The following is a 12,275-nucleotide window of genomic DNA, read 5'->3' as shown; positions in this document are numbered from 1 at the left end:
ATTAGAGATTCACCTTGTCCTTTCCACATAGACAAACACGAACATTTGTCCACGAACGGTGCCTGTCACCAGGTTAAATAAAATGTTTTCGTACAATCGGATTGGTCAATAGCGGTAATTGGCCATATTTTAATATAGGCATTGGTTTTCCTATAGCATAGCCTTGGCCCAAATGAACTCCGAGTTTTTTTAAAAATCTAAGTTCTGCCAATGTTTCAATCCCCTCTGCAATCACCTTCGTCTCTGATTGTAAGGCAAATTCCAATAGGAGCTCAACTAAATGCTGTTGCGACGGATTTTGCTCGATATTGCGAATGAGCGACTTATCAATCTTAATAAATTCAGGTTTTAATGAAATCAGCGTTTTTAAACTGTTATACCCCGTTCCTGCATCATCCACTGCAATTCGAAATCCCTGTCTTCGATAATGCTCAATCATTTTTTTAAACAGATTATAGTCAATTACAGCCTCTTTTTCAGTAAGTTCTAAAACGACCTTTTCAGGAGAAAGATTATGAAAAGCTAGCATTTCTAGTGTCTTACCGCTTTGATAGGCCGGATCAGCTAACACTTGAGGCTGTATGTTGAGAAACACCAATTGATCCTTGTGACACGGTGAACTTTTAATTTGCTCAGAATACCTCTCAAGAGAAAGCTTACGTAAAAAACGTTCTACCATCAAAACATTATGACTGCTGCCGACATAGTCATAAAAGGTCTCTACTGTAGGAAAGAGCTCTGTACTTTGAGGACGGTTTAGAATTTCAAACCCCACCGTATCACCGTCTCCCAGCGAAAGAATTGGCTGAAATACTGTATTTACTTTTTCGGCATGCAATAGTACTTTAAGCTCTTCTTTTCTTTTAAATTCTTGGAAAAGAAAATCTCTGTTGGATTTCAAAAACCCAAGATAATGTATATAGTTTATCATGGCGTTTATTTTCATAGGACCACCTTTTGAATCTTTTTGAAAACTTTGTCGAATATCTACTCTAGTATAGAATTATTAATATATATTCCGCTTTAAGTGTTTGTAAAATTTAAGTAAACCTTAATAAATAAAGCCCGATTACCATTTTGTAATCGGACTTTATAGTTATAAAGTTTCCTATATTTAGATTGGTACCTGGAAAGACCTAGAAAATCTTAAACGATCGCATTCAAAATCAAAGTCAACCCAAATGCCACGAATGAAAGGATCGTTTCCATAACCGTCCATGTTTTGAACGTTTCTTTTACCGTTAATCCTAAATATTCTTTTACTAACCAGAAACCAGCGTCATTTACATGGGAGAACATGAGAGAACCGGCTCCTGTAGCAATAACCAGTAGTTCTAAGTTCACGCCGCTCATATGGGCAACGACTGGAGAAACAATGCCGGCTGCGGTAGTTAAAGCAACGGTTGCGGAACCGGTCGCGATTCGGATTAAGCCTGCTACTAGGAAGGCAAGAACAATGGGTGATAAGGACATTTGCTCAGACATATGGGCAATGGCATTACCTACACCGCTTGCAATCAAAATTTGTTTAAATCCGCCGCCGGCACCAATAATAAGGATAATCGAAGCCAATGGCATAAAGCATTCATCTGTTAATTTTTTGATTAATGTTTTGTCCATTCCTTGGCGGTAGCCTAAAAAGAAATAGGCTGCAAAACATGAGATTAATAGAGCAATAACCGGGCTGCCGATAAGCAATAAGAATTTTTCAATTGATCCTGGAAGAGAAAGATATGGTGCTAAAACCGTTAATAACATTAATAAAACAGGGAGTAAAATGATAAAAAATGAAACTCCGGTTCCCGGTAAACCGCTTGACTTTGTCACCACTCGGATTAGTTCCGGTTCGCCAACAGGAATCACCCGTTTGTGAATCCATTTTGAAAAAATAGGTCCGGCAATAACGGCCGTAGGAAATGCAATGATTAATGAGTAAAGAAGTACACGTCCTAAGTTTGCATTGTAAATTCCGATCGCTGTCATCGCACCAGGATGCGGAGGCACCAATCCATGGACAATTGATAATCCGGCAAGCACCGGGATACCGATTAATAGAATGTTTTGTTTAGTAGATTTACGAATAGATATCACTAAAGGAAGCAAGATTACTAGACCAACCTCGAAAAACACTGGAATTCCGATAATAAACCCGGAAAGAAGCATCGCCCATGGCAATTTTTTCACACCGAATTTTTTGATAAAAAAATCGGCTACTTGCATGCCTGCTCCTGAGTCAGACATCATCTTACCTAAAATCGTACCCAAAGCTAATATTCCAACAAGATGTCCGAGGACAGCGCCCACTCCTGTTTCATAGGCCGTAACAATCTTGTCCATCGGTACCCCTGAAAAAACAGCTAAAAATATGCCGGCTACTGTTAAACTGATGAAGGCATGCCATTTCCACCAGGATACCCCTAAAATAACAATTACAATGGCTAACGCAGTAATTCCTAATAAATATAAATTCATTTCTCCCACCCTCTCTTTAGAAATCGCTTACATTCCCAACAAAAAAATTGGATTATTGTACGGAATCGTTATAGGTCACAATATAGTTTTGTTTTCCTGTATTGTAGTACCCTTCACTATATTCCAATACATTCCCCTCTTCATCGCTGGAACGGCGAATTCTTTTTAATATGGCTGTGTCTTTTTCCAGCTTTAATATTTCACAAACATGACTAGGTGCGACAGCTACTGTAAACTCATCTCGAAATGCTTCAAGCCTAATATTATTTTCTTCTAAAAAACGGTACAAAGAACCAATCTGAACCTCTTCTAATTCTTCCTTGCTTACATCCAGCAAAATATAATGTGTAAAGTGAATATACGGTTCATTTTCCAAAAGATAAATTCGCTCAATTTGAAGACAATTTTCGCCAAACAAAGGATATAACTCAGACTCTGTAGACAATTCAGCCTTCTTAATACTCAATACCTTTTTGGTAATATGGTGGCCTTCCTCGACTAATACCTCGGTAAAGCGTTTTCCTTTTGAAAGTCTCGCAATCGAAACATTCGCAATAACCTTCGTTCCTTTACCACTTTTCTTTTCAATATAGCCTTCTGATGCAAGTTCTTTAATGGCATTGCGGATCGTAATTTTACTGACATTAAATTCTTCTTCTAATTGAGGCTCGGAGGGAATGTTTGTGTGAATCGGATAAACACCATGTAAAATACGATCCTTCAATATTTCTTTTATTTGTAAATACAATAGCCCTTTTTTTCGGCTCACATTCATTCCCTATCCCTGCCTTTATCGCTTTATATCCTCAATGGTACCAGCCATGGCTGTTAAAATCTCAGCTTCCGTTGACATCGGGGTATCCCCTGCAATCGTACAAGCCAACATTCCCGCTGCGGCTGCAAACTCGACAGTTTTCACTGGTGAAAATCCCGCCAGCTCACCATGCAAAATCCCGCTAGTATAAGCATCGCCGGCACCAATTCGATCATATACGGAAAAAGAAATATTTTTTGAGAAGGTAAACTCTCCATCTTTATACATGTACCCGCGTAATGAATGGGTGTTATCACTGTTAATCCCTCGATGTGTTCCGGCCACAGTTTGTATGTTAAATCTTGTTGCCGCCTTAGGAATGAGGTCTTTCAGCTGTTCTTCCCTGGAGGTTTCCGCCGTCTCCATTCCTAAAATATACAGCGCATCTTTTTCATTCATCATGACGATATCAGCCAATGAAAGCATGTCTTCATAATGCGGTTTTGCTTGGCTGTATCCTCCCTCCCATAAAGAAGGGCGGTAATTACAGTCGAAACAAACTAAGCCGCCTTTTTCTTTCACCTTTTTAGCGAGCACCTTCATACTCTCGCGAACACCATCCGTCATCGCAAGTGTGATTCCGCAAAAGTGGATAATATCTGCCTGATCCGCAACCAAATCCAGAGCATAATCAGAAACGCGAGCGGTATTAAAGCTGCTTTCCAATCGATTGGTGTAAGTCACACGGCTGGCACGCTGTCCGAAGCCATTTTCTAAAAAATACAGTCCCAAATAGTTGCCACCTCTAGAGATGAATCTGCGGTCGATGCCCAATCGCTGCAAGAAAGCAATCGCCGCATCACCTAAAGGGTTTTCCGGTAATTTAGTAACTAAATATCCATCATAGCCTAGCTTGGTCATCGCAGATGCAACATTTACTCCCGTGCCTGAAAAAGAATATTGTAATGTGTTAGCCTGTGTCAGTAACTCATAACCCGGCACCTGCAAACGCATCATTACTTCGCCGAAAGCAACGATCTGTTTAGACATATTTTTCAACCAGATTTTTAGAAATTTCCAATAATCTCCTAACGTCTTCCGGATTTGTTTTTCCAGTTTCATTATTAATTATCGATGAATAAACGTGAGGAATAATTTTAGGCACTTTTGCTTCAAGGGCAATTTCTACTATTTTCTCAAAATTATCTAAATCAATGCCTCCGGTTGGCTCTAGAGCAAACCCTTCTTCACCACAAGCATTTGCTACGGCACGAAACTCTTCCTCATGCTTTAAACCTTTCATCGGGAAGTATTTCAGTGCATTTCCTCCCATGTCACGTACTAACGCAATCGCAGCTTTGATCGGAACAAGGGCCGTTTCACCGGCAGCAGCACTTATAGGACCAGTAGAAATATTGACGTAACCTACTTTACCTGTTGGCGATACAAGAGAATTGATCCAGCTATCCTTTTCAGCTAAATTGGCACGCGTCGCTCCTACCGCAGGAAACACTTGATTGATATGGCTTCCCGGATAGTATTTTGCGATTTCTGCCACAACGGAGGCTTGTTTATTATCACCGGCACCCAGTCCAATCGAAACTGCTTCATCGATCGCTGCCCCGTATTCCATCATTGCAGCAACAGCAGCCTCAACAGTAGGATAATCCTTTGAAAGCACCCCAACTAATACATGCCCTTCCGCAGCTTCAAAAACTTCGACAGCATTTTCAATACTATTAGCGAGGACATTTAATGCCACACGGTTTTGATAAAAACGTTTTTCAATGTTTGTCATTCTGTGCTTCCTCCTAAAATCGCTTTTAATTGGGCTTCAATCACGTAAATGTCATCGCCTTGCAATGGTCGTGGATCAATGTCAAAAAAGCCTTGGCGAATTCCGTAATCACGTGTATAAATCGCAATTCCACCATTTCTTAGCTTGTCGTTTACTTCCTTGGCTGTTGTATTCGTAACCGCAGTATCAATTTGAATCCGGGCTCTAAAAATGGCACGTCCCGCTTCATCCTGTACAATCGTTACTTTTACACCGTCTATAGACTCCAGTGATTTAAGAACTTGTAAGCTAGCTTTTTCTTTTTCACTATTGTCCGTTTTGACAAAATACTCATCCAAAGCCTGCAACAGTCCAAAGGTTGTTTCCTTACCGACCTTCATGCTTCGTCCGATACAGTGCATTTGCACCTTTAACCAATCGATATATGTTTGTTTCCCGGCAACAATTCCTGACGTTGGACCTTCAATTGCTTTTGATCCACTATAAATCGCTAAATCGGAAACTTGTACATATTTTTTTAAATCTTCTTCAGCAGCAGCATCAACAATCAATGGAATGTTATTTGCTTGGGCCACTTCCCAGGCTTCTTCAACGGAAATCATATTTTTTTGAACAGCGTGATGTGATTTTACGAATAAAATCGCTGCCGTATTTTCAGTAATGGCTGCGGCAATATGCTCTGCTTTTCCCTCGTTGGCATATCCTACTTCCACTAATTTTCCACCACCGAGGAAAATCATCGTTTCGACCGGCGCCCCGTATTGGACGTTATGGCCCTTGAGCATAATTATTTCATTTTTTTGAATCTTTTCTTGGTGGAGTCTTTCACTTTTCCGACGGTTTCCTTCTGTTACGATCGCCGCTACAGATAGGGCAATGCCGCTTGATGCCGAGTTGACGACAACTGCTGCTTCCGATTGAAGCAGCCCGGAAATATGCTGCCCTGCTTTATCAACTAAATCAGAAATCTCCACATAATTTTGCCCGCCGATTTTCATTGCTTCCATTACGGTGTCTGTTGGAGCCGAAACGCCTAAAATACTCATCCGACCACTGGCATTGATGACCCTTTTCAAGCCGTATTTAGCATTCAATGTATTCTCCATTTATCACCACTCCTTTTACCGCGATCCTTTGATCTGCTGTTCGTTCTTCTCCTTCAGAATCAACTAAAGAAGTCACTTCATCCTCAACAGAAAATAATGTGAGGTTTGCGATATCTCCTGCTAGAATCCTCCCTAGAGCCGGTTTTTGCAACCATTTTGCTGCATGAACCGTAACGGCATCAATGACCTCTTTCAGGGAATATCCCAAAGATAAAAATTTAGTTAGGACATGGGCCATACTATAAACCGGACCGTTCAAACGATTTTTGCGGTAAATATCCGTACTAATCGTATCAAAGTGGATACCATGCTTTTTCGCTTGCTCTGCCGTTTGGAAAGAGAAGCTGGCATTGCCATGACCAACATCTAAATGAACCCCGCGTTCGATTGTCTCAAGAAACTTAGGGAGAGGCTTTCCCGTTTCATCAAATAAATTATTGGCTTTCCCATTTAAGTAATGTGTAATAATATCCTTTTTTTCAAGTAAATCCAGGACGTCATTAATATCAGGCGGACCTGAACCAATATGAACCATCAGCGGCAAATCGGTATCCTCAGAAAACTTCCGAGCCAATTTTAACGGTTCTACCCCATTTGGTCCCACTACACTTTTGCTAATCCTAGCCTTCAATCCCACGATAAAATCCTTGTGTTCAGCAAAAGCTCTTTTTAATTCCACTTCATCCAGCCAAGAAAGATCAGACAACTCATCGATTTGCTTCAAGCCGATTCGTGAAATATTTAAGAAAGCAAAAACATTCGTTTTGGAATTTTTACTACTGTGAACTAAGTCGGGTATGCGATCAGCTCCCGTACTGCCGGCATCAATAATCGTGGTTACGCCTGTTTTATAGCCAATCTCATCCACATCATCTCCATATGGATCAAATTCTGGAAAGGCATGGACATGCATATCAATCCAGCCGCAGGAAACAAATACCTTATGCTGATAGTCGACTATTTTCTTGCCGACCCCCATTCCAGCCTGGACAACTGCTGCAATTTTTCTATGATCTACAATGATATCTACAGAACTTCCATCTACCATTTTTACATTCTGTAGTACAAAACTATCTGTCATTTCCCTCATCCTTTTCGGTAAACCTTAAAAGCTCGGTACTTGTATTCGTTTACATCCACTTCTTTGGTTTTTATTACAAGAATAGGTTAGCATTAATTTTCGTTCAGGTCAATATAACGTTATAATGTTTTAAATATTTTTGTGAACTTCTCTATATGATCTCTTTGATTCAATGGTTAATTGCTTACTTCGTTAAAATAGAAGGAAATAGGTAATGACCTATATCTACTTCTCCTGTTAAAATTAGTAGATGTGATCTATATACATTGAAAGGCAGTAGATAAAACAGTGAGCATATCTCGAAAAAAAGGACCTTTATATTTGCAGGTAAAAAATATTTTGAAGGACCGGATTTTATACGGCGAATATCGAATTGGGACGATTATTCCTTCTGAGCCACTTTTGGAAAGAGAGTTCAATGTGAGCAAAATTACGGTCCGAAATGCGATTAAAGAACTTGTCCAAGAAGGCTTTCTCGAAGCGAGGAGTGGTGTAGGAACGAAAGTAATCCGAAATACCGTTGCCACAAAACTCTATAAAGGAAAACGCTTTACGGAAGTACTGGTAGAAGAGGGTCGTAAAATTCAAAAACAGAGATTACATGCAGAAATAGTAGACAATAATGAAGGCACAGAGCCATTTCGATTATTTGGGGAGAAGAGTCTCCGAATCGAACGGCTTTATTACCTTGATGATGTTCCCTATATCTATTACACCCATTATTTACCAACTAGAATAACAGACACTGAACCTCTACAGTTAGATTTCCATTCCCTCTATGATTTTATTGAGGAACAAGGAATTTCTCTAGAAAAATTTCGAGATGAATTTGTTGTTTCCCTCGCCCCTTCCCATGTAGAGGATAAATTGCATGTAAAAAAAGGAACGCACTTATTAAAAAGATCGCGTTATTCCTATGATGAAAAGGAAGAAGCAGTTGAGTTTAGTGAAGGATACTATAAAACACAAATGCAGCAATATGTAGTGAACTATGATATGTAGGCTAGCAGATCGTATTTTATGAAATGAGAAAGGCAACGCCCGTTTGATGGGGGCGTTGCCTTTTCTTCTATTGCTCTTCAAATACTATGTCTTCCCTACACGCACAAATATCAAATTTGTCCACGAACGGTGCCTGTCACCAGATTAAACCTTCTCCTCCAACATAAGTTCCAATATCAATTGATCCGTTTGCAGCGTGCCCTGATTGCCTAGCTTGCAAAAGCTTTCGATGCTTTTTTCAACATTATTATGAATAAAGCCATCCGAGGATTGGATTTTTTTATTATTCATTGCTAAAAGCGCTGATTGGACGGCAACATTTGAACAAGTGGACACCTTCATAGCACAGCCTGCCTTTGCACCATCACAAATCATGCCGGTCACATTTCCAATCGTATTTTGTACAGCCGCTTCCACTTCGGTAAGTCCCCCGCCTAATAAAAATGCAATCGCACCGCTTGCGCCCATTCCTGCAGCAGTTACACCACAAAGAGCCGACAGCCTTCCGAATTTCGATTTAATGTGGATCGTAAGTAAGTGACTAAGTGCTACGGCACGAACCATAACATCCTGATTAACATTTAATTTTTCTGCAACTGCCACCACAGGCAAAGTGACCGCTATTCCTTGATTCCCGCTTCCTGTGTTGGCCATTACGGGAAGTACAGAGCCGGCCATTCTTGCATCAGAACCTGCTGCGGCAAGGGACATTGCCCTTGTAGCCAAATCATCTGACAAAAATCCTTTTTCAACATTTTCCTTGATCGTTTTCCCCACACTTAATCCGTAGGAATTGGATAAACCCTCTAAACCTATTGCTTTGTTTAATTCAATACTTTTTTTGACCAGTTGAAGTGCGCTAGGATTAACAGTCGTGATGAATTCGAAAATTTCTGCAATCGTAAGGCCGGAAAGTGATTCATCATCAGATAAAATTCCGATATGTTCGCATCCACCTTGATAAATTGCCTTTCCATTTACTTCAATCAGCGTAATATTACTATGATTATCTGCGATGATTACTTTAACCAGTTCTTTCTCCGCTTTTACGATGATTTCAATATAAAGCTTTTTTGCCGTTTCGGCGATTGATTCCGTTATCATTCCTGTTTGAATCAATTGAATTGCTAGGATTTCATCATCAGACGTTACATCTGCAAGGACCTCAAGTTTTTTATCAGGATTCCCGGCAACAAATCCAATTGCTGCTGCAAAATCGATTCCTGTTGAATTCATCCCTGGAATCCCAACAGCCTTGGCATTTTTTAATATATTTCCACTTACTTTAACTTGAATTTCAACAACAGGGCCTTTAAGATATTTTTTTGCTGTTGCCGCAGCTAATGCGATCGCAACCGGCTCAGTACACCCCAATGCAACAACCAATTCCTTTTCTAATATATTGAAAATTTTTTGTTCGTCCACTCAGCACCCACCTATAATTCATGATGAAATAACATTATTAATATACCATTATATTATATTGTTCAATTAAACCACAAAGCTATCCTCATAATCTGGGAATTTACAAACTTCGGCCAGTTTTTCCGCCTGTGTACGCCATACACGGACAAATATCAAATTTGTCCACGAACGGTGCCTGTCACCGAAACAGGTCAGATCAATCAAATTCACCGGCCATTTCATCCTTGAAACCGAATAGGTAGGTAAAAACAAAACCTGCAGCATAGGCGATTAAGACACCAACTAAATAGAATAAAACTTTACCGGTGATGACAAGGAAGGCAAGCGGCAAGCCTGAAACTCCAACAGCTAATGTCGATACATGAAAAGCTGCTTCAAAAGCTCCACCTACACCGGCACCTAAGCAAGCCGTTAAAAACGGGCGGCCTAATGGCAACGTAACACCGAAAATCAGCGGTTCGCCAATGCCGAGAATTCCGGAAGGCAAGGCACCGCCAACGGCTCGTTTTAAGCGTGTCTTCTTCGTTTTAAAATAAATCGCAAAGGCTGCACCAACCTGACCTGCACCGCCCATCGCCAAAATCGGAAGGAGCGGGTCATTTCCGAGCTTATTAATCAGTTCAAGATGGATTGGCGTTAAGCCTTGATGTAAACCGGTAACAACTAACGGCAGGAAGGTCGCTCCAAGAACAAATCCGGCGAAAACACCGCCGTAGTTCAAAACAGATGTTAATCCTTTTGTAATCGCATCTGAAATAAAACCGCCGATTGGCATAAAAACGAGATACGTAACAATTCCGGTAATCAATAAAGCAATTGTCGGCGTTAAAATAATATCAAGTAATTGCGGAACATAACGGCGTACACGTTTTTCAACAATCGCAATAAAAATAGCGGCAAACAGAACTCCAATCAGCCCGCCCCGTCCTGGTAATAAAGCGGCGCCAAAAAGCTTAATCCCGGCGGCTGCCGGGTTAATCATTAAAATCCCGGCCAGCGCACCAAGTGCCGGAGAACCCCCGAATTCTTTCGCAGCATTGATACCGACTATGATGCCAAGATAACTAAATAGTCCTCCGCCGATAACCGTTAATATCATGGCAAGTTGCGAATCGGCTGCCAGCCAGCCTGCTTGAATAATAGCTTTTGAAATACCGGTAATTAAACCGGATGCAACTAGCGCCGGTATCAATGGAATGAAGATACTGGAAATTTCCCGTAAGAAGAGCTTGAACGGCGTAGCATTTTTTTTAGTTAATTCAGCTTTTTTGCTTGCTGCCCGATCCTTCAAATTAATTTCGTTCGAATCATCAATGATTCTCCCAAACTCCTCTGCTACTTTATTAACGATGCCTGGACCTAAAATAATTTGCAGCGTCTCTTCCTCTACAAGTCCAAAAACCCCTTCGATTTTCTTAATAGCAGCATTATTGACAATGGATTGATCCATTACTTTAACACGAAGCCTTGTCATACAATGTGTATAATCCGAGATATTCGCCGGCCCCCCTAATAGCTCAAGAATCTTTGCCGCTAAAACTTGATTTTCTCCAGCCATGTATTTTCCCCCATTCCGATTTATATCAAAAATTTTTCCCGTTTGGAATGAATGAATGATGTTTTTTTACGTCTGTAAAAGCAGTTGCCCCTTATCTTCCGTTAACTTTTAGCCATACCAATCGCCCTGCGAACCGATCCGTTCGCTTGGGATAATAATTCAATCGATGCTTGTTTCGTTACATCTGCTTTAATCATTACAATCGCTGTTTTCGCTTGAAGATCCGCTTCTTCAAGTGCCGCTAACGCAGTTTCATAGGACGCACCGGTAATTTTACAAATGATTGAAATGGCACGCTCCTTTAGTTTTTTGTTACTAACATGCACATCGACCATTAGATTTTCGTATGCTTTTCCCAGTAAAACCATCGAAGAGGTAGAAATCATATTTAATATCATCTTATGGGCAGTTGCCGCCTTTAAACGGGTTGAACCCGTCAGAACCTCCGGTCCGACAACCGCTTCGATACTGTGATCGGCTTCTTTACTAATAGCGGCATTCCTGTTACATGACAGCGCAATTGTCTTAGCCCCAATGCTGCGGGCATATTTTAACGCACCGATGACATAAGGGGTACGCCCGCTCGCCGCGATTCCAATGACGGTATCATTTTCCGTTAAACCGATATCTTTTAAATCACTTTCCCCAAGATCGGGTTGATCTTCTGCTCCCTCTACCGCTTTAACAAGAGCCCGTTTGCCCCCGGCGATAATGCCTTGCACCATTTGCGGATCAGTACTAAAGGTCGGCGGGCATTCAACAGCATCTAATACCCCAAGACGGCCGCTTGTTCCGGCGCCAATATACACGAGCCGCCCCCCATTGCGGAAAGAAGCAATCGTATAATTTACAGCTACCTCCACATCGGGTAGAACTTCCTGTACAGCTGCTGCCACTTTTTGATCTTCCTCATTCATTATTCGTAAAATTTCCATTGGCCCTAAATGATCAATATTCATCGAACGTTCATTTCGTAATTCCGTTGTTAAAACGGCAAGATTCTCTTCCATTGTTTCTATTTCCTCCTGTTGGTAAATGCTATGAAGAAAGCGTTTTCTCATTATCATCGTTATGGGATT

The 12,275-nt window shown here is 40.8% G+C and carries 11 protein-coding genes; 1 reads left to right on the top strand and 10 read right to left on the bottom strand.

What is annotated here, in order from left to right:
• Positions 1-73: 73 nt before the first annotated feature.
• From AC3ANV_RS02855 to AC3ANV_RS02825, 7 genes are all read right to left on the bottom strand, one after another.
• A complete protein-coding gene (locus tag AC3ANV_RS02855) occupies positions 74-946 on the bottom strand; it encodes an EAL domain-containing protein (RefSeq protein ID WP_488312178.1) in 873 nt (290 codons plus the stop codon).
• A 200-nt stretch (positions 947-1,146) separates the two neighbouring features.
• Entirely contained in the window at positions 1,147-2,472 is a 1,326-nt protein-coding gene (locus AC3ANV_RS02850) for a GntT/GntP/DsdX family permease (protein ID WP_488312177.1), read from the bottom strand.
• Between the two features lie 52 nt (positions 2,473-2,524).
• Positions 2,525-3,247, bottom strand: a complete 723-nt coding sequence (locus AC3ANV_RS02845; RefSeq protein ID WP_488312176.1) for a GntR family transcriptional regulator — start codon at positions 3,245-3,247, stop codon at positions 2,525-2,527.
• Positions 3,248-3,262: 15 nt separating this feature from the next.
• A complete protein-coding gene (locus AC3ANV_RS02840; RefSeq protein WP_488312175.1) occupies positions 3,263-4,276 on the bottom strand; it encodes a sugar kinase in 1,014 nt (337 codons plus the stop codon).
• Complete coding sequence (dagF, locus tag AC3ANV_RS02835) at positions 4,269-5,024, bottom strand: 2-dehydro-3-deoxy-phosphogluconate aldolase (protein WP_488312174.1); 756 nt, start codon at positions 5,022-5,024, stop codon at positions 4,269-4,271. Before dagF ends, AC3ANV_RS02840 begins: the two co-directional genes overlap by 8 nt.
• Positions 5,021-6,130: a DgaE family pyridoxal phosphate-dependent ammonia lyase gene (locus AC3ANV_RS02830; protein ID WP_488312173.1), complete on the bottom strand. Its 1,110-nt coding sequence runs from the start codon at positions 6,128-6,130 to the stop codon at positions 5,021-5,023. Before AC3ANV_RS02830 ends, dagF begins: the two co-directional genes overlap by 4 nt.
• Positions 6,108-7,211 (bottom strand): amidohydrolase/deacetylase family metallohydrolase, encoded by a 1,104-nt coding sequence (locus tag AC3ANV_RS02825; protein WP_488312172.1) that lies wholly within the window; start codon positions 7,209-7,211, stop codon positions 6,108-6,110. The genes AC3ANV_RS02830 and AC3ANV_RS02825 overlap by 23 nt, the downstream gene beginning before the upstream one ends.
• A gap of 288 nt (positions 7,212-7,499) precedes the next feature.
• Between AC3ANV_RS02825 and AC3ANV_RS02820 the strand changes: the two genes are divergently transcribed.
• Entirely contained in the window at positions 7,500-8,213 is a 714-nt protein-coding gene (locus AC3ANV_RS02820; RefSeq protein WP_488312171.1) for a GntR family transcriptional regulator, read from the top strand.
• A gap of 144 nt (positions 8,214-8,357) precedes the next feature.
• Here AC3ANV_RS02820 and AC3ANV_RS02815 read toward each other — a convergent pair whose 3' ends face one another.
• From AC3ANV_RS02815 to murQ, 3 genes are all read right to left on the bottom strand, one after another.
• Positions 8,358-9,638, bottom strand: coding sequence for an L-cysteine desulfidase family protein (locus AC3ANV_RS02815; RefSeq protein ID WP_488312170.1), 1,281 nt, complete (start codon positions 9,636-9,638; stop codon positions 8,358-8,360).
• A gap of 196 nt (positions 9,639-9,834) precedes the next feature.
• Positions 9,835-11,196 carry a PTS transporter subunit EIIC gene (locus AC3ANV_RS02810; RefSeq protein ID WP_488312169.1) on the bottom strand — a complete coding sequence of 454 codons (1,362 nt, stop codon included), beginning with the start codon at positions 11,194-11,196 and terminating at the stop codon, positions 9,835-9,837.
• A gap of 101 nt (positions 11,197-11,297) precedes the next feature.
• The gene (gene murQ / locus AC3ANV_RS02805) at positions 11,298-12,206 is read right to left on the bottom strand and encodes an N-acetylmuramic acid 6-phosphate etherase (protein WP_488312168.1); all 909 of its coding nucleotides are present in this window, start codon (positions 12,204-12,206) and stop codon (positions 11,298-11,300) included.
• Positions 12,207-12,275 lie beyond the last annotated feature (69 nt).

The sequence above is a fragment of the Neobacillus sp. DFD-2R genome (genome assembly GCF_057747865.1).
The sequence above is the reverse complement of the archived record's forward strand: the minus strand, read 5'-3'. Positions and strand labels throughout refer to the sequence as shown.